General features: G+C 41.3%; 17 protein-coding genes. 6 read left to right on the top strand and 11 right to left on the bottom strand.

What is annotated here, in order from left to right; genetic code table 11:
* The first annotated feature begins 98 nt into the window (after positions 1-98).
* From ACWIWK_RS08590 to leuB, 4 genes are read left to right on the top strand one after another with little or no spacing between them, the layout of a single operon-like run.
* Positions 99-1,856, top strand: coding sequence for a 2-isopropylmalate synthase (locus ACWIWK_RS08590; RefSeq protein WP_454152386.1), 1,758 nt, complete (start codon positions 99-101; stop codon positions 1,854-1,856).
* Between the two features lie 27 nt (positions 1,857-1,883).
* Complete coding sequence (leuC, locus tag ACWIWK_RS08595; RefSeq protein WP_454152387.1) at positions 1,884-3,146, top strand: 3-isopropylmalate dehydratase large subunit; 1,263 nt, start codon at positions 1,884-1,886, stop codon at positions 3,144-3,146.
* Between the two features lie 30 nt (positions 3,147-3,176).
* Complete coding sequence (gene leuD / locus ACWIWK_RS08600; protein ID WP_454152388.1) at positions 3,177-3,665, top strand: 3-isopropylmalate dehydratase small subunit; 489 nt, start codon at positions 3,177-3,179, stop codon at positions 3,663-3,665.
* 1 nt (position 3,666) lies between these two features.
* A complete protein-coding gene (leuB, locus tag ACWIWK_RS08605) occupies positions 3,667-4,737 on the top strand; it encodes a 3-isopropylmalate dehydrogenase (protein ID WP_454152389.1) in 1,071 nt (356 codons plus the stop codon).
* Here leuB and ACWIWK_RS08610 read toward each other — a convergent pair whose 3' ends face one another.
* From ACWIWK_RS08610 to ACWIWK_RS08645, 8 genes are all read right to left on the bottom strand, one after another.
* Positions 4,738-5,595, bottom strand: coding sequence for an HDOD domain-containing protein (locus ACWIWK_RS08610; protein ID WP_454152390.1), 858 nt, complete (start codon positions 5,593-5,595; stop codon positions 4,738-4,740). It abuts the gene before it with no gap.
* Positions 5,585-6,898, bottom strand: coding sequence for an ABC transporter permease (locus ACWIWK_RS08615; RefSeq protein WP_454152391.1), 1,314 nt, complete (start codon positions 6,896-6,898; stop codon positions 5,585-5,587). The genes ACWIWK_RS08610 and ACWIWK_RS08615 overlap by 11 nt, the downstream gene beginning before the upstream one ends.
* Entirely contained in the window at positions 6,895-8,106 is a 1,212-nt protein-coding gene (locus ACWIWK_RS08620; RefSeq protein ID WP_454152392.1) for an ABC transporter permease, read from the bottom strand. Before ACWIWK_RS08620 ends, ACWIWK_RS08615 begins: the two co-directional genes overlap by 4 nt.
* 14 nt (positions 8,107-8,120) lie before the next feature.
* Positions 8,121-9,104: an HlyD family secretion protein gene (locus tag ACWIWK_RS08625; RefSeq protein ID WP_454152393.1), complete on the bottom strand. Its 984-nt coding sequence runs from the start codon at positions 9,102-9,104 to the stop codon at positions 8,121-8,123.
* 9 nt (positions 9,105-9,113) lie between these two features.
* Positions 9,114-10,523, bottom strand: a complete 1,410-nt coding sequence (locus ACWIWK_RS08630) for a TolC family protein (protein ID WP_454152394.1) — start codon at positions 10,521-10,523, stop codon at positions 9,114-9,116.
* Positions 10,524-10,573: 50 nt separating this feature from the next.
* Positions 10,574-12,559, bottom strand: coding sequence for an Lnb N-terminal periplasmic domain-containing protein (locus ACWIWK_RS08635; protein ID WP_454152395.1), 1,986 nt, complete (start codon positions 12,557-12,559; stop codon positions 10,574-10,576).
* 52 nt (positions 12,560-12,611) lie between these two features.
* Positions 12,612-13,049 carry a DUF3015 family protein gene (locus tag ACWIWK_RS08640; protein ID WP_454152396.1) on the bottom strand — a complete coding sequence of 146 codons (438 nt, stop codon included), beginning with the start codon at positions 13,047-13,049 and terminating at the stop codon, positions 12,612-12,614.
* 167 nt (positions 13,050-13,216) lie between these two features.
* Positions 13,217-14,149 (bottom strand): DMT family transporter, encoded by a 933-nt coding sequence (locus ACWIWK_RS08645; protein WP_454152397.1) that lies wholly within the window; start codon positions 14,147-14,149, stop codon positions 13,217-13,219.
* Between the two features lie 331 nt (positions 14,150-14,480).
* On the opposite strand from ACWIWK_RS08645, the gene ACWIWK_RS08650 reads away from it, so the two are divergent.
* Together ACWIWK_RS08650 and ACWIWK_RS08655 are read left to right on the top strand one after the other, a co-directional pair.
* The gene (locus ACWIWK_RS08650) at positions 14,481-15,068 is read left to right on the top strand and encodes a cytochrome c3 family protein (protein WP_454152398.1); all 588 of its coding nucleotides are present in this window, start codon (positions 14,481-14,483) and stop codon (positions 15,066-15,068) included.
* A 17-nt stretch (positions 15,069-15,085) separates the two neighbouring features.
* Complete coding sequence (locus ACWIWK_RS08655; protein WP_454152399.1) at positions 15,086-17,608, top strand: molybdopterin guanine dinucleotide-containing S/N-oxide reductase; 2,523 nt, start codon at positions 15,086-15,088, stop codon at positions 17,606-17,608.
* 98 nt (positions 17,609-17,706) lie between these two features.
* On the opposite strand, the gene ACWIWK_RS08660 is transcribed toward ACWIWK_RS08655, so the two are convergent.
* From ACWIWK_RS08660 to ACWIWK_RS08670, 3 genes are read right to left on the bottom strand one after another with little or no spacing between them, the layout of a single operon-like run.
* Entirely contained in the window at positions 17,707-17,952 is a 246-nt protein-coding gene (locus ACWIWK_RS08660) for an RNA-binding S4 domain-containing protein (protein ID WP_454152400.1), read from the bottom strand.
* Between the two features lie 13 nt (positions 17,953-17,965).
* Positions 17,966-18,388, bottom strand: coding sequence for a hypothetical protein (locus ACWIWK_RS08665; RefSeq protein ID WP_454152401.1), 423 nt, complete (start codon positions 18,386-18,388; stop codon positions 17,966-17,968).
* Positions 18,389-18,418: 30 nt separating this feature from the next.
* A complete protein-coding gene (locus ACWIWK_RS08670; RefSeq protein ID WP_454152402.1) occupies positions 18,419-19,402 on the bottom strand; it encodes a beta-ketoacyl-ACP synthase III in 984 nt (327 codons plus the stop codon).
* Positions 19,403-19,404: the final 2 nt, after the last annotated feature.

The following is a 19,404-nucleotide window of genomic DNA, read 5'->3' on the forward strand; positions in this document are numbered from 1 at the left end:
AAAATAAAAAGCCTAAGAGAGAACATTAAAAATTTTAGCTATAATGTGCGCTTTAAGCGAAAGATTTTAACAAACACATTTGTGGTTTAGGAGAAATGATGAATTTTAAAAAATACCAACGGGGCTACTTTATGCCACCTAAAGAGAGTTTGCAATGGAGTAAAAAAGAGTCTATCACAAGCGCGCCTATTTGGTGTAGCGTGGATTTGCGCGATGGGAATCAAGCCCTCATCACACCAATGAGCTTAGAAGAAAAAATCGAATTTTTCAAGTTGCTCGTGAGCGTGGGTTTTAAACAAATTGAAGTAGGATTCCCAGCGGCAAGCGATACGGAGTATCGATTCGTGCGCACGCTTATCGAAAATGAGCTTATTCCCCAAGATGTGAGCATTCAAGTGCTTACCCAAGCGCGAGAGCATATCATCAAAAAAACTTTTGAGAGCCTAAAGGGCGCAAATAGCGCGATTGTGCATTTTTATAATTCTACTTCTTATGCCCAGCGCGAGCAAGTATTTAAAAAGAGCAAAGATGAAGTCAAAAAGATTGCTATTGATGGTGCGCATATTGTGCGTGATTGTGCTAATGGCACACAGGGGAATTTTAGCTTTGAGTATTCGCCTGAGAGTTTCACGGGCACAGAGGTTGATTACGCATTAGAAGTGTGTAATGCTGTAAGTGCGGTGTTAAAACCCACAACGCAAAATAAACTTATCATCAACTTGCCCGCCACGGTGGAGATGAGCTTGCCACATATTTATGCCTCACAAGTGGAGTTTATGTCGCGCAATTTGGATAATAGAGAGCAGATTCTCATTTCACTCCACCCACATAATGACAGGGGTTGTGCGGTGGCTGATGCGGAGCTTGGGCTTTTGGCTGGAGCAGATAGGATTGAGGGCACGCTATTTGGCAATGGCGAACGCACGGGCAATGTGGATATTATTACTTTGGCAATGAATATGTATTCGCACGGGGTGGATAGCGGGCTTGACTTTGCAAATATACCTAAGATTTGTGATGTGTATGAGCGTGTAACGAAAATGCGTGTATATGAGCGTGCGCCCTATGCTGGCAAGCTTGTTTTTGCGGCATTTTCTGGCTCTCATCAAGATGCGATTGCTAAGGGTATGGCATACCACAAAGAGCACAATTTAGATACTTGGAGTGTGCCATATCTTCCCATTGACCCTAAAGATGTGGGGAGAGAATATGAGAGCGATGTGATTCGTATAAATTCTCAAAGCGGTAAAGGTGGCATTGCGTATGTCTTGCATACGCGCTTTGGTATCGAGTTGCCACTTGCTTTTAGAGAGGAGTTTTCATATCACATTAAGGGAATCTCAGATGTCGCACATAAAGAATTGCAAGCCGATGAGATTTGTGAAGTGTTTAAGCACGATTTTGTGAATCTTAAAGGTGCATTGGAAATGCTTAATTATGAATTTAAGCGCGTGGATAATGCGCTAAGCGTAAGTGTCAATGTGCGGTATCAAAATACTTCATATAGCACACAAGCAAGTGGTAATGGGCGATTAGATTGTGTGGCGAATGCGTTGCGTGAGGCATTGGGATTAGAGTTTGAAATTTTAGATTATAGCGAGCATTCACTTAAAGAGGGCTCATCATCGCAAGCTATTTCGTATGTGCAGATTAAGACAAGTCGTGGTAAGTTCTTTGGTGCGGGCATTGATACAGATATTATCGCAGCCTCTATCAATGGCTTAATTAGCGCGATAAATCGCTCACTAGAAGGCATACAAAGCACGCAAGCTAACCTTAAGGACAAACAAAGCAAGGCACACAACAATCTCCAACAAGTGCAAGTGCCAACCTACGCACACAATGCACGAGTATAGAATCTACACAACATTAAGGAGGCGATTATGGATATGACAATGTCGCAAAAAATCTTAGCCAATAGAGCGGGTAAAGAGTTTGTCGAGGCGGGCGAACTTATAATGGCAGAGCTTGATATGGTGTTAGGCAATGATATTACCACGCCTGTGGCAATCAATGCGTTTAAAGAAGCGAAGTTTGAAAAGGTCTTTAATAAAGAAAAAATTTCACTCGTAATGGACCATTTCGCACCAAACAAAGACATTAAGGCTGCTACGCAATCCGCACAATGTAGGTGCTTTGCCAATGACTTTGACATCACGCATTATTACGATGTGGGGAATATGGGCGTTGAGCACGCACTTTTGCCAGAGCAAGGCATTGTAACCATTGGTGATTTGGTTATTGGTGCAGATTCTCACACTTGCACTTATGGCGCGCTTGGGGCGTTTTCCACAGGTGTGGGGAGCACGGATATGGCGGTTGGTATGGCGAAAGGGAAGGCGTGGTTTAAAGTGCCAAGCGCGATACGATTTAACCTCAAAGGTAAGCTTAATCCTTATGTGAGTGGGAAAGATGTCATTTTGCATATCATTGGTAAAATTGGCGTAGATGGCGCGCTGTATAAAAGTATGGAGTTTGGTGGTGAGGGGCTAAAAAATCTCACTATTGATGATAGATTTTGCATTGCAAATATGGCGATTGAAGCGGGTGCGAAAAATGGGATTTTTGAAGTTGATGAGCAAACTCTCGCGTATGTCAAAAATCGCTCTAAAAGGGAGAGTAGAATCTATAAAGCTGATGAAAATGCTAAATACGAGCAAGTCTTTGATATTGATTTAAGTCAAATCGATCACACGGTGGCATTTCCACATTTACCAGAAAATGCAAGGACAAAGGAACAATGGGGTGAAATAAAAATCGACCAAGTAGTCATTGGCTCTTGCACTAATGGGCGATTGAGTGATATGGAAGTGGCAGCGCAGATTTTCAAAGGCAAAAAAATCGCTAAAAATACGCGTTGCATTGTGATACCAGCGACACAAAATATTTATTTAGAGTGCATAAAGCGCGGGCATTTAGAGACATTTATCCAAGCTGGTTGCGTGGTCTCTACGCCCACTTGTGGTCCTTGTCTTGGCGGACATATGGGAATCTTAGCAGCAAATGAAAAATGCGTTTCCACTACAAATAGGAATTTTGTAGGGCGAATGGGGCATATCAGCTCTGAGGTGTATCTCGCCTCTCCAGAAGTAGCAGCAGCAAGCGCAATAAGTGGATATTTAAGCGCACCAGAGCAGGTGCTCTAGGATAAATATTACAAAGAGGGGATTTGTAGAATGAAAGCACAAGGTTTCGCACATAAATACGGGGATAATGTCGATACAGATGTTATTATTCCAGCGCGGTATTTAAATACTTCTTCGCACAGCGAGCTTGCGGCGCATTGTATGGAAGATATTGATAAAGACTTTATAAAGGTAGTCAAGCAAGGCGATGTGATGATTGGTGGGTGGAATTTTGGCTGTGGGTCTAGCCGAGAGCACGCGCCTATCGCCATTAAGGCAAGCGGGATTTCGTGCATTATCGCTAAGTCTTTTGCGCGGATTTTTTATCGTAATGCCATTAACATAGGACTTGCAATTATAGAATCTAAGGAGGCGGTGGAGGCAATCAATAAGGGCGATAAGGTGGAGATTGATTTTGAAAATGGCGTAATTGTGAATGTAGATTCTAAGCAGAGCTTTAAAACCGCCCCATTCCCGCCCTTTATCCAAGAAATCATAAATGCAAGTGGGTATCTTAATTGGATTAGCAAAAAGGACTAAAATGCAGGCAAATATCGCAGTGATTAAAGGTGATGGCATAGGGGTTGAAATCATTGATGGTGCATTGCGTGTGCTAAAAAAGGTGGAGCAAAAATTCAACCACAATTTTGGGTGCAAAGAAGTGCTAATGGGTGGTGCAGCAATCGATGCGCTAGGCGTGCCTTTGCCAAATGAAACCCTAGAAGTATGCAAACAAAGCAAGGCTGTGCTTTTTGGTGCGATAGGTGGGGAAAAATGGGATACACAGCCACCGCATAATCGCCCAGAATCTGGGCTACTGCGCTTGCGAAAAGAGCTTGGGCTTTTTGCGAATTTGCGTCCTGCTACGCTTTTCCCGCAACTTGCAAATTCAAGTCCATTAAAGAGCGAGATTCTCGCTAAGGGCATTGATTTTATAATGGTGCGTGAGCTTATCGGGGGTATTTATTTTGGCGAGCATACGCGTTTTGAAAAAAAAGGCGAGCAAGTCGCACAAGACACGCTTTTATACAGCGAGGCGCAAATCACACAAATTGCCAAAGTCGCCTTTGAACTGGCAGATTCTCGAAATAAAAGACTTGTGTGTGTGGATAAGGCAAATGTTTTGGAATCTAGTCGGTTATGGCGCGAAGTGGTGCAGAGTGTGGCGAAAGATTATCCTGCGGTGAAATTTGAATTTATGCTCGTGGATAATGCGGCTATGCAGCTTTGCAAAAACCCTGCGCAATTTGATGTTATTGTTACAGAAAATATGTTTGGCGACATTTTAAGCGATGAGGCAAGCGTTTTGACAGGTTCTTTAGGTGTGTTGCCCTCTGCGTCATTAAGAGATGATAAGTTTGGACTTTATGAGCCAATTCACGGCTCAGCACCTGATATAGCAGGCAAGGATTTGGCAAATCCTATCGGCACGATTCTTAGCCTTGCTATGCTTTTGGAGTTAAGTTTAGGACTTGCAAATGAAGCCAAAGCGGTGCGGAATGCGATAAATGCAGTGTTAGATAAGGGGTATCGCACGGCTGATATAATGAGTGATGAATGCAAGCAGGTGGGTTGTGCGCAAATGAGCGAACTCATTTGCGAGAGTGTATAGCTATTCTTCTGTTTTATACATATTTTCTTTCATATATTCGGGGATTTTTCCCTCAAAGTTATTTCTATTAAAATGCACGCCCTGTGTTTTTGCTTCATCAATTAGTCCAAGTGAGCGGCGCATATTAAATACATTCCCACCTTGATGAGGTTCAAAGAGACAATTTGCAATAGCAAGTGCATACGCCCCCTTTTTCACACTATCTCTAGCAGAGTGAGGAAGTGTCATATATGAGATATTTTCTATCAAAGTTTCATCAAATTTCCAATGATTAAACAAAAAGCCTAAAAATGACAGGGAATCTACCCCGCAAAACTCTTCTTCTATCATTGGGATATTTTTAAAATTATGCTGTTTGAGTGCTTCTAAAAAGTCCTTATCCTTACCTAGCGAGCGCAAAGAGTTAGAAAACAAAATCACACCAAGTCGAAGCAACATAGCAGATGGCACAAGTGTTTGAGAGAGTTTCCTGTCCTCCTCGCCAAGCCACTCTGATATGAAATTTGCCTCTTTGGCGCAATTTGCTAAAAACTCATCAGTATCAAGCCCATAAGGCGAAACATCAGCCTTAAAGGTGCTTTTGAGTGAGTTTGCAAGCACGATATTTTTAATATTATTGATTCCAAGTAAAGAGACTACTTGTTGGATAGTAGAAATTTCGTATGAGAATCCATAATACGGCGAGTTTGCCAAGCGCAACAATTCTGCTGTAACAAGTGGGTCTTCTTGAATGATTTTCACTACTCCATCTACGCTTACATCTGCACCTGCATTATCAATGTATTCGCGCAACTTTAAGACTGTGGCTGGAAGTGGAGGCAAAGTATCAATGGTTTTTAGCAACACTTCATTTTGCATCGCGTGCTCCTCTTTTCTTTGTAAAATGAGTGATTATAGCAAAAATTTTCTTGTGTAAAGTAATTTGTGATAGAAAATGTAAAATTTCTTCCCGATTTATTTCGTTTCTCTCTTGTTTTTTGTGCAAAATAAAAAAACTTATGGTGATACTAAGCGCAAATAAAAATCCAAGCATAAAAAAATGAGGCATAATACTGGCAAATTCCGCGCCCATTTGATTGAGGCTAATAAATCCTCGAATGCCGTGAAAGGCTGGGATTATATGGGCTAGCTCACGCAAAAAGCTCGGCAATAGCTCGCTGGGCCAGATAAAGCCCATAATAAACACAAGTGGCATTGATGAGATAAATACCACTTGTGTAGGCAAACTTTCATCATTGAGACAACTCCCAAGTAAAGTCCCGCACCCCGCACACGCAAAGATAAACACAAGCCCAAAACACCAAAAATCACTCGCACTTGCGTGAATGCTCACTCCAAAAAGTGGAAAAAGCACGCCAAAATATAACAAAAACCACATAATATAAATGCTACAAAACGCCAAGATTCTCGCACATAGAATCTTTTTAAGCGGAAAAAGTGCGAAATAATAGGGCATTTTGGTGGTAAATGGGTTGCGATTCTCAATCCCCCCATTTTGCGCGATTTGCTCTCTTAATGCACGGATTTCTTTGGCATTTTGCGTAAAGATTCTATTTTGATACGCACTTACAATCGCACTTCCACCGATAAGTGTTTGGTGGAGGATAAATACGAGCACAGCAGCTAGCGCGTAGTTAATGTAACCTAAACTTGGATTATACAGCGGAATTGCTTCATACGAGATAATCGCTGGACTTAGGGCATTGATATTTTTTTCTCTATAAAGTCGTGTAGAGAGGGAATCTATGGCGTTATGTATGCCCTCTACAATCGCTCCATAAATAAGAAAATACGAGGCATTTCCCATATATGAGACAATACTTCCCACGCCCATTTGCGCGTTAGATTCAAAGCCTTGTGGGATAAAGAGCACGCCATTTGCCTCAAAGTTTTCGATGAGTTTTTCTGCACTTTGCAGGGAATCTACTTCGCTTACAAGTTCAATTTGTGGCGTGGCAGAAACCAGAAATATCAATTCCTTTGACAAAAAAGAGTCGTCCTCATCGACAATAAGTAATGTTTGTTTGGTAACAATGTCATTAAGATATGGCATTGGATAGAGGATTCCATACACCATTGAGCCGATAAAGACAACCAAAAGCACCACTTTGTTGGTAAAAATAGCTTTGTATTCATAAATGAGTGCCTTAAATAAGCTCATTGTGCATTCCTTATCGCAAAGTTTAATTCTTTGGCAATTTGCTCGTTTTTTGCCTTTTTGCGTTTCTTTTCATAAATAACCACACCTAAGCACAAAAAGAGCAAAAATACACTAAGTTTAGCGAGAATCCCAAAAGCCAAATCAAACTCACCGCCGTAGTTTGCCTGTTGGACATAGAGTTTCATATACGAAGAAATTGGCAAAAATTCGCTCCATAAAAATGCGGGGAGATTCATTGCATTTTGCGGATAAGTAATGCCTGCAAAGGCGAGCGAAGGTGCGGTATAAACAGCAAGCACGCCAATAGTCCTTTTAATATCTTGGAGAATAGATTGTAAAAACAAAGCCACGCCGTTAATACTAAGGATTAGGAGTGCAATGCCAAGAATGATAAGTCCAAGTGAGCCACGATGCTGATACCCTAAATTTTTCAAAAATATAATCATACAAAGCCCCCAAAATATAAACACAAGCGAGTTAAACGCATAACGGATAAGGAGACTTTTAAGCGAACTTGGAGGATTTCTTAGAATCTGCACGCACCCAAGCGCGCTTAAGATTTGGAGCATACAGGGCAAAAGCAAGGTAAGCAAGAATTGTGCGTAATTACTATTTGAATTATACAGCGGGATAATTTGCGAAAAAATCGGCATAGCCTTGCTTAGAGCGAGTTTCATATCGGTGTCTTTTACGAGATTCTTAGCGGTGTGTTGCGTTACATCAAGTGTGCCTACTATTTGGGCAAACGCAGAATTAAGCGACTTACCTATAAGCACAAATTGTGCGTTGTAATACAAGCCAAGCTTTGCGCCCACGCCAAGATTCACATCGCGTTCATAATCTTGTGGAATCACAACAAGCGCGTAAATTTTTGCCCTTGCTAAGTCCTGCTTGGCCTCTAAAATAGAGTGGTATTGTTTGGTGATTTTCATACTCGGCGAGGCGTTAATTTTAAAGATTACTTCAGCACTTGCATTGCTTGTGTCTAAATCCACCAAACCAATGGGCAAATCGCGTGGCAAAGAAGAGACAAAAATCGCATAAATAAACCATCCAATTAAAAGTGGCAACACAAAATAGAGCAAAAACAGCACTTTTCTGCGCGCGAGAAACTTCCAAAGCTGGATAACTTTACGCGTGGCTTGCAGATTTGCTAAGTGATACAATGCACTTTTGCATTGTTCATAATTTGGGATATTGAGACGCATTTATATCCTTAACATCACTTCATAAGCGTTATGATTGCACTCATTCCCGCGCGAAATTCCCCGCTATTTTCTAGCGGTTTTGCTTGGATTTCAAAACTTCGCAAATCATATCCTTTAGAATTAGAGGTTGCACGCCAAGTGGCAAAATCACTCATCACTGAAACATAAGTTACTTTAAATTGCATTTCTTTTTGTAATGCTGGCAAAAATGCGCTAAAAGTAGAATCGAGCTTAAAGTCTTGCAAATATTCTTCACTAATTGCCAAACGCAACCACACATCGTTGGTATCAGCGAGCATTACCACAGGGAATCCTGTGGGGCTTAGCTCGCCCTCACTGAGTAAAATATTTGCCACTTCACCATCACTTGGTGCGTAGGCTTGAATGTCTTTAATGTAAGCCTCCACTTCGCTAAGTTGTCCAGCTGCAGCGATTTCTTTTTGTTTGGCTGCTTCTTTTGTTTCTTGTGTCGCGCCGTCCATTGCTATTTTGTATTGTTGAAGTGCAGCATTTTCGTTATATTTTGCATTTTGAAATGCCGCATAGGCTTCGTCTCTTCGTTGCAAACTTGCCACGCCATTTTTGTATAAACTTTCAATGCGTTTATAGGTGTTTTCTGTGAGCTCACGCATTGCTTTGGCACTTTGATAAATATCCCTAGCCGAAATAATAGTCTCTAGCCTAGCACCTTTGTGCGTTTCCTCTGAGAGGGCTTTGGCAGCTTCGTAGCCAGCTTTTGCTTGGGTGAGTTTAGCCTCTAGCTCGGGAGATTCTATGGTGAAAATCAAATCTCCCTTTTTGACATTATCACCTCTTTTTACCAGCACCGAGCCAATGCGCCCAGCGACTTTAGAGCTCACTTTGTATTCACGGGTTGCAATCTGTCCTTGAATCTGATGGGGTTTGGGCGCGTATGCTTTATAAAAGCTAATAATAAGCCAGATACATAAAATCGCACTTATTACGACCACAAAGGCAATTTCAAATTGTTTTTTCATTTTTACTCCTTATTGTTGGTATTGCCAAAAACTCTCAATTTCATCACTTAGGGCAAGTAATTTTGCAAGCGCGACAATGGCTTTATAGGCAATCATTTTTTGCTCTATAAGCGCGCTTTGTAAGCTATTTTGCGCATCAATTACTTGCGTGCTCGTGGCTAAACCTTGCTTAAAAGCGATTTGTTGGAGTTTTAGATTCTCTCTTGCAAGCGCGACTGAGGAGGCAAGGCTTTCGTATTCTTCCCGTGCGTATATTGCTTCTTTGTAAGTGCGCCTCACAAGTAGGCTTAAATCCTTAGTGGCTTGGGTTTTGAGTGATTGCACTTCAAGTTCGCCTAACTTGGCAGCTTGATACTTTTGCAATCTTCCCTTTGGTGTGATGATTGGCACACTTATGCCAATGCCTACATACCACGAGGGAAGTGATTTCATCATTAGAGAATCTTTATGATTTGTCCAAATATAACTTCCCATTCCAACCACTTGGGGCATAAACTTTGAAAACTCAATGCTTGTGAGTTGCTGCGCACTTTGGAGCTTTAAATCAAGTGATTGGAGGGCTGGATAGCTCGCAAGTGTTTTTTGCACATAATATTCCTCATTTTGAAGTTTTTTGTTTGAGAGTTCAAGCGTTGAGGTGGGCGTAACTTCATCTTTGCCTAGCGCAGTTTGCAAGGCTAAGTCCGCGCTTTCATACGAGTTTTTGGCTTCTTTTAGGCGATTGGCGTTTCTATCACTCGCTACTTGGCTCGCAAGCACTTCTAAGCGAGCTATTTGCCCGCTTTTTTGTAATCCTAGCGCATTTTGATAATGCAAATTTGAGGCTTCATAATTTTGAGCTAACACATCGACTAAATCCTTTGCTAACACATCGCCATAATAGACACTTATAAGCTCCTCAAAAGTTGCGAGCTTTTTTAATCGTAACATTTCATTGGCGTCTTTTTTGGCGATTTGTGCGAGTTTCACACCAGAATGACGCAAACCGCCCGTATAAATAGGATAGATAATATTTAATGCGCCTAGCATTACATCGCGTTCTAATAGCGTAACAGGCTTGGTAAGACCACTAAGGGCTTGTGCGAGTTGTCCTGCGTTTGCTAGAGAATCTGGAGAGATAAATTGGTGCTTTTTGACATCATCAAAGTAAAAATAAGCAGCCGTAAAGTTGATTTCAGGGAGGTAGCTTAATTTCGCGCCAAGAGCAAGTTCATCGGCGCGTTGTAGTCCATAACGCTGTGCTTTTAATCCATCGTTATTTTGCACTACGATGTCCCAAGCACTCTTTATACTAAGGGCATTTGGCGCATTTTGATGGGAATTTGTTTTTGACAAAGAATCTCCATCTCCACCATCTTGTCCTAAAGCCACCGCACAAAAAACTGCATTGAGAAAAAACGCCATTAAGTAGCGAAACATTTGCACTCCTTGTTTATTTCTTTTATTTTACTTAAAGTTTTATAAAACTTTTAGAAATACGCCCTTATTCCTATATTTAAAGCACTTCTTGTTACAAAAGGCAAAAAATTTTGTTCCAAAGAAGCAAAGATTCCAAAATTATGGGCGAGATTTGCACTTGCTGTGGCATTGAGATAATGCCCAAAAGTGTGTAGATTGTATGCTTTAAATTTATATTCCGCGCTCAGTTTCCACCACGAATCATTTGAGAGCGAGAATCCAAGCACATTAGAGAGTAAAAAATCTCCTCTATTATACCTATCAAGGTAAAAAGTCGGCTCAAGTAAGTAATATGCAAAGCTGTATTGCGAGATTCCCACGCTTGCTCCACCGCCAAACATAGCATAGTAACGCAAATTTGGGGATAAAAACTGGCGCGAGAATCCTGTCTCTAATCGATAAGAAAATGGCGCGAAAAATTTACTTATATTTCCAAACGAAGCGAGCGATAAAATTGTTGCATTATGCAGATAGATATTGCTTTGAGGCGCGATTTGTAAATGTGCGTTTGCCTTTAAAAACTCAATTTGGGCAACCTTAAGATAGCCCTTATCATTATCGCTAATATCGTGGTAAGTAAGGCGAAAATCAATCGCAATGCCTTGCGAGAGTGCTTTATGAGAATCTGTGGCATTGGCAAGGTAATAGCTTGGAGAGATTCTTAAGCCCTGATTTGCTTGTAGTGGTGAGGCTGGAGCGGGTGGAGTGAGCGTGGGGCTTTCCCCGATTGTGGCGCGTGCTTTGGCGAGGTTATGGGCGATTTGCGTGTAGTCCTCGTGTTCTAGCTTGCCTTTCATATAGCGATATTCGCTCATTTCGATACTAGATTCTAAAATGTATTGCTTTTGATGGAGGCTTAGTGTATCATTGTCTAGCACTTCGCTAGCTTGCAATGTGCCTTTGGCAAGTTTTTTTGCTTTTCTCACATCGCTTAGAGTCATTTGTTTTTCGTATTCTAAGATTTTAGCGCGCTTTGAAGGGCGATAAATCTCATTACGCATAAGCCCTGCATTTGCAATGACAAAGAGTGTCTCAGGGGGATTTACTTGATAGATAAATTTTTTGCGCAATTCTAAACTCGGGCGCGCAACTTCTAAGAGCCATAAAATATTATACGAGCAGTTTTCATCAAAGAAATAGTAATATGACCACGAATCGCCAAGCTCCCAAATGTGCCGATACATTTGCGCGACTTCCTCTTTGCTTAATTTTAAATCAAACTCCCAAATATCGCGACTTTCACTATCCACATATTCTTTGACTTTATCATAATAGGGCAAAATAGAGTAGCTTCCCGGATACATTCCAAGCAATCCCTTAAACGCGAATGCAAAGCCATTTTCGACATTTTCATCAGCGTTGGCTTGATAGTTAATCGCAAAGGACAGCAAGCGCGAGTCAAAGCCAGAATTAAGCAATAAAAATGTATGTCCAAACATCGAAGCAGGCGAGTTGATATGCGCAGAGGGGAAAATAAGTGTCGCGCTTATGGGATTGACATATTCTCTCATTGTGTGGAATTCTTCGCATTGAAGTGCGGGGAGATTCTCAAAATGCAAAAGAGAATCCAAATAATAAAAGCGCGCTGGGAAGCGACAAATAGCGTGGTAATCCTCTTTGGCACTTGAGCGTTTTGGCAATGAAGTAACAGCGGCATCAAGCAAAGTGTTGGTTTTAGAGACTTTTTCCTCGAAGTCTTTAGGCACTGATACAGATTCTACACTTTGATAAAAACCCTCAATAGTGGCAAGCAATTCTGCCTTAGCGTCTTTTTTTCCATTTGGTGCGAGGAAAAAATTTGGCGAGTCTATTTCACTTTTGCTCTTACGCCCAAAGCCAAAAAAATTTCCAAAATGCAGTAAATCAAGCCATTGTTTAGAATTATAAATTTCTAACTCTAAGGCTTTTTGTTTGGCTTTTGTAAGAGAATCTAGCTCATTGGCATTTAAAAGTATAAAAGTGATAAGAGAAAAGAGAAGTGATATAAAAATTCGCATACAATCTATGTGTCTCTAGTTTGCTTTAAGGACAAACTAGAGCACGAAAGTCTTAGAGTGCATTCACACCGCTAAGCACATCTGCCATTTGAGCATCTTTGCTCGCATAGAGTTTATGATAGTTTTCTTGTAAAGCAAGTTTAAACTCCTCTTTTTGCTCGACACCTAAGAGCTCAACTAAAGTATCTAGTGATTCTCCCTTGCCTTGAGCGATTTCTTTAGAGAGAGTATCCATATTTGAAGCGACAAACTCCTGAGTTCTACTATCCATTACAAGACCTTCCCATTTACAGCCAGAAGTCCCTGAAGTGATACCAAAAGTTTGATTCCACAAAGTAGAGTTTGTTGTAAGTTGCAACAGATTCCATACTAACCCTTGCTTATCAATCAAATAGCTTCCAAGACCGCAACCTACATTGCTATTTGCCGCGCCAAACGCACTTGAACTCAAAACCGCCGCTAGAGCGACACTACCTAGAAGTTTTTTCATTAGATTCTCCTTAGAAATAAGATATTTGACAAAATTGTCTTTGCAATCATACCCTAATAAAAACAACAATACAAAAAAACCTTTTTTTGTATTGTTGGGGGTTTTTGTTTGAAGTAAGTTTTGGAGCACATTTTGGCAGGATTACATACATATTGCATTTGGATATATTATTGTTTTGTTGCAGAATCTTTTTTGATTGCATTTAGCCCTATAAGTGCGCCAGAGAGTAGGATTAGAGCGATTCCTATGCTAGGCAGGAGATTTGGGAAACTATCGCCTAGCAACACGCCCAAAAACACGCTCCACACAATGCGCATATAAGTGATAGGGGCGACTACATTTGGCGAGGCAAACATATAGGATTTTGTCATTAGCCATTGCCCGATTGTCCCCACCACACCTGTCAAAATAAAGAGAATCCACGCAAAAAGCGAGGGAAATATAAAGCCCCCCATTTTATCAATGCTAACACACATTCCTATGATTCCCACGATACACATCATTATGCCATACCACAGCACGACCGCCTCGCTTGTGTAAAATCGCTTTAGCGTGGGAATGGTAAGAAACGCAATCGCGGCAAAAATCGCACCGATGATGCCAATCAGCGCATTAAAAAGCGGAATCTCGCTCGCTTCAGGGTTTGCCACCAAAAGCACGCCGATAAAGCCCACGATAGTCGCCACTAGCGCAAACACACTAGGCTTACTATGCGTGAAAAATGAGAGAAACACCACAAAAATGGGCGTGGATTGCAAAAATGCCGTAGCGATGCCTAGCGGGATAGTTGCGAAATTGTAATACGCAATGCTTACCGCCACCCCGCCAAAAAGCCCGCGCATAAGCAGTGAGGAAAATCCGCCTTTTTGCTTTGCTTGCAGTTTGGGCTTTTTTATGCGCGGGGAAATGCGTGAGAGCGCGGGGAAAAAGAGGATTATGCTATAAAGCGTAAGCACCATAAAAAACGCGCGGAAAAAGACATTTTCCATCGATGAGTAGCCAAGCATAGTGAGGTATTTTAAAAGCGCGTTCATAAGGGCTAGAAAAATCGTAGAGAGGAGCATTAGCACAATGCCCTTCACAAGAGAACTATGCGCCATTGTGAGAATCCAAAAAGCACAATAAAATATCCACGACAAATCCTTCGCTAAAAAATTTACAGATTCTAAAGTATAGAGAATAAAAATAAACTTCTTAAACTTCAAACATTTATTTACCTTTTTGGAAGTTCTCTTTGATATTTGTATAAAAATGTAACGACATTTGTATTGATTCTATGGTGTAATATGCTCAAAATAGCGTGCGGGGGGGGGGCAAATAATATATTTTTATAGATATTTGCTAAAAGTAAGCATAATCATTTAAGGAAACTCTAAGGTTACAATCTTTACAATTTACGCTGTATCAACAATTTCAATAAAGGAGGAATTTATGATGAGCAAGGTTGCAAGGGCTTTTATATGCGCTAGCGTAGCATTTGCTAGCATAGCGTTTGCAGAGGTTCTTTATAGCGACAAGGTTGTATCGTTGTATCTCAATGCTAAAGATACGAAGCCTGAGGGTAGGTTGTTGCCAACTAATGCTTTTGAGATTATCAAGCAAGATTCTAAAAAAGTGCTAGTGAGAATCTCAGGCTTTGTCAATCCCAAAGCTCCATCGGTGCTATACACAAATGACAGCCAACGCGTAATGGTGGCTGCGTTTGGTAAAAATACCAAGTTGGAGTTTAAAAGCAGAGTCGCTGGTAGCGGTGGCAAATGGGATAAGGTAAGCATTGAGGTGTGGGCGGATAAAGGCGAGTTTGTCAATGACCGCAAGCCAATGTTTGCAAAAGCAAAAACGCTGTATTCAGAGAATTGCGGAATCTGCCACGCTACGCATAAAGAAAGTGAGTTTGGTGCAAATCAATGGCAAGCAGTCTTTAACTCGATGGTAAATCGCACGGCGATTGACCAAGAGGACAGGTGGCTTGTGATTGAATACCTACAAAAAAATGGCAAAGACTACTACGAAAAGTAAAATAAAAGGAGTGTAAAATGAGTTTAGATAGAAGAAAGTTTTTGAAGGCAAGTGCTGCGATAGGTGTGGGAGCTGGTATTTTAGGGATTGGCTGTGATGATAAGAAAGCCACTTCTATAAAGCCCGGCGGTCTTATCCAAAATGGTAAAGTTACTACTGCTGCTCACTGGGGGATTTTAGACCTCACTATTAAAGATGGCAAGTGTGTGAAATCTGAGCCTTGGGAAAAGGTGCAAGAAACTGATAACCCGCTATGGTATGTAACACCTGATATGATTTATAAATCTCGTGTGCGATTCCCGTATGTGCGAAAGTCTTATTTAGAGAATCCAGATTCTCCAAAGCCAGAGTTGCGTGGCAAAGAAGAGTTCGTGCGTGTGAGCTATGAGGAGGCAATCAAACTCGTAGCAAAAGAGCTAAGAAAAACATACGATGCAAAGGGTCCAAAAGCGATTTGTGGAGGAAGCTATGGGTGGAAATCCACAGGGAACTTCCATAATGCGCGCGTGTTGCTTCATAGATTCTTAAGCGTTACAGGTGGATTTGTGGGCGTGCAAGGAGACTATTCTACAGGTGCTTCTCAAGTGATTATGCCTTATGTTGTGGGCTCTATCGAAGTATATGAGCAACAAACTTCTTGGGAAAATATCTTAAGCGATACAAAAGTTGTAGTATTTTGGGGGACAGACCCACTCTCTACACTACGAATCGCTTGGACAGCAAATGACCAACGCGCAATGCAATACTATGAAAAACTTCGCAAAAGCGGGAAGAAAATCATTGTCATTGACCCTATCCGCACAGAAACTACGAAGTTTTTCAAGGCAGATTGGATAGCACCTAAACCAAACACTGATGTGGCGATGATGCTAGGAATGGCTCACCACTTAATCTCTGTGGGCAAGGTAAATACTGAATTTTTGGATACTTATACAACAGGCTATGATAAATTTAAAGCCTATGTAGAGGGCAAAGAAGATGGCGTAGCAAAAACTCCTGCGTGGGCAAGCAAGATTTGTGGCATTGAGGCGAGCGTTATAGAATCTTTGGCTGAAACTTTCTATGACAATCCTACAATGCTAATGAGTGGCTGGGCAATGCAAAGAGCTCATCACGGAGAGCAGCCTCACTGGGCACTCGTTACACTTGCGTGTATGATTGGACAAATCGGCACATCAGGCGGTGGATTTGGACTAAGCTATCACTACTCAGGCGGTGGCGTGCCAACTGCAAAAGGTGGCGTTGTGGGCGGTATCAGTGCTGGTAGCGTTGGCATTTGGGAAAATGGTAAGTTTAAAGGACTTGCGAAAAGCGATGGCGGTGAAGATGTGGCAGAATGGTTGAGAGACCCAAGTGTGGCATCATTCCCACTCGCAAGAATCGCCGATGCACTTCTTAATCCGGGCAAGACTATCGACCATAACGGGACAAAAGTAACTTACCCAGATATGGATTTCATTTATTGGTCTGGTGGGAATCCGCTCGTGCATCACCAAGATACAAACACCAACAAAAAAGCGTGGAGAAAGCCTCGCACGGTAGTCGTGAATGAAATCTATTGGACACCAACTGCAAAAATGGCAGACATCGTGCTTCCTGTTACGACTTCTTATGAGCGTGATGATATTACAATGGCAAGCGATTATTCAAATATGTTTATCGTGCCGATGAAGCAAGCCGTAGCACCTATCGATGAAAGCAGAGATGACTATGACATATTCTGTGATTTGTGTAAGGTGTATGGCGATGATGTTTATAAGGCATATAGCGATGGTGGTAAAAGCGCGAAAGATTTTGTAAAAGAATATTATGATGGTGCATACAAGCAAGTGCAAGCCTTTGGTGAAGCATTTACCACACCTATGCCTGTATTTGAGGAGTTTTGGGCGAAAAATGAGCCAATCCAATTTGATGTCCCTGCGGAAAATTATAATTGGGTGCGCTTCGCTGAGTTTATCGAAGACCCTGTGCTTAACGCACTTGGCACAGATTCTGGTTTATTTGAGATTTACTCACAAAAAATCGCAGGCTATAAATACAACGATTGTAAGCCACACGCGACTTGGTTTGAGCCTGCTGAGTGGCTAGGCAATGCAACTGAGAAGTATCCACTTCACTTGCTCACTTCTCACCCAGCAGATAGATTGCACTCTCAGTGTTGCCACACTTCGTTGCGTGAGCAGTATGCAGTAAATGGTAGAGAGCCAATCCTTATCAACAAACAAGACGCAGAAGCACGCGGTATCAAAAATGGCGATGTAGTGCGTGTGTTTAATGATAGAGGTGAGATTCTCGCGGGTGCTGTGGTAAGCGATGATATTCTACCAAGCGTAGTTCGCGTGTGTGAAGGTGGTTGGGTAGACCAAGATGAAAATGGACTATGCAAATATGGTAGTGCAAATGTGCTCACGCTTGACATACCGACTTCAAAACTTGCGAATGGTAACTGCGCGCACACAGGGCTTGTGAATGTCGAAAAATACACAGGCACACTTCCTGAAGTTACAGCCTTTACTCCACCAAAAGGTGCGGAGGGCTAAGACAATCTGCCTCAACAGATTCTATAACCTCTAAAAGGTTATAGAATCTCACTTTAATCTTTCTTTTTTTTTCTACTCGTTTGTATTTTCTTTTTGAATTAGAGCAGTTTGACAAACATTTGGCTTTGGGATTTTGGGACATTTTTGGTTGTTGGGAGCGCGAGCACTTCGTATTGCTTTTGACTTTCCAAAAAGTTTATAGTGATAATGTCGCCTATTTTGACTTCTTTACTGCTTTTTGCTTTCGCGCCATTTATGAGCACGACACCATTTTCACACATATCTTGCGCGAGTGTGCGTCTTTTAAGCACATTTGTAGCATTTAAAAACTTATCAACACGCAACTTAGATTCTCTTTTATTGGGGATATGCTACATCAAATACAGGATACCATTTTTTATCTATTTGCACGAGTGGCACAGCCATAGGAATCCCCGTCTCGTCATTAAATATCAAAGTTAAATACACAACACATATAGCATTGTCTTGGGGGAGTTTTTCGGCGCATTCATTATCATATACTGATATTTCTTTGATTCCATTGTTTTGCTTTGAAAGGACGCGATACTCCTTGCTGGCATATTGTCTATCTTGGATAAAGAGCTCTTTTTGCGTTTCGTTGAGTGCTTGACCATCTTGTGTTTTGGCATTTTTTGCTATTTGTGTTACATTGCCAGCAAGCATATCATTAGCATAATCAAAAGCACTTTGTTCTGCGCTTTTATCGCCACAAGCTACAAAGCAAAGCATTAAAAATCCTAACGCGATAAATTTTTTCATTGTATGTCCTTTTTAGTTGTATTGCAGAATCTAACCATTATAATAGAGTAACGCAGAACCCCAAGTCATACCACCACCAAAGGCATCTAAAAGGAGCAAATCTCCATTTTTGAGTTTGTTTTGTGTGTGGAGTTCATCAAGTGCCATTGGTATGCTTGCTGCAGAAGTATTACCAAATTTATTTACCGTAACTACGATTTGATTTTCCTCGAAATCAAGCATATTACCAACAGCTTGGAGAATCCGTAAATTCGCCTGATGAGGGACAAAATAAGTAATGTCTTTAGCATTGAGCTTGTTGTTTTGCAAAATTTCTCTTACATCATTGGCGAGTGTTTTGACTGCGAGTTTAAAGGTTTCGTTGCCTTTCATTTGGAGGCATTGTTTTATTTTGGTGCTATCTTGTCCATTTTGCACTCTTGGCGTGAATAAAAAATCACCATACTTGCCATTTGCACTGATATGCACATCAATGATAGATTTATTTTTGTCCTCCTCCGCGCTTATCACTGCCGCTCCTGCCCCATCGCCGAAAAGCACGCAAGTGCTCCTATCGCTAAAATCAAGCAAAGAGCTTATTTTTTCCGCTCCTATGATTAGGACATTTTTATAGGCTTTTGATTCTATAAAGGATTTCGCTACTTTGAGTAAATACACAAAGCCACTGCACGCCGCACTTATATCAAACGCTGGGACATTTTCTATACCGAGTTTTGCGCTTAGTAGGCACGCAGTGGAAGGCATTGTAATGAAATCTGGGCTTAATGTTGCTACGATTACAAGTTCAATATCATTTGGCGTTAGTCCTGCGCGTGAAATTGCAAGTTTGCCCGCTTCATAACCCAAATCGCTTGTGCTTTGAGAATCTAGCGCGAAGTAGCGTGTCTTTATCCCCGTGCGTTTGCTTATCCATTCATCGCTTGTGTCAAGCGTTTTTTCAAATTCAGCATTACTTACACATTTTTGTGGCACAAAAGAAGCGATTGAGCGCAAGGAAGCATAGACATTACCCACGA

Source organism: Helicobacter sp. 23-1048, from assembly GCF_053654545.1.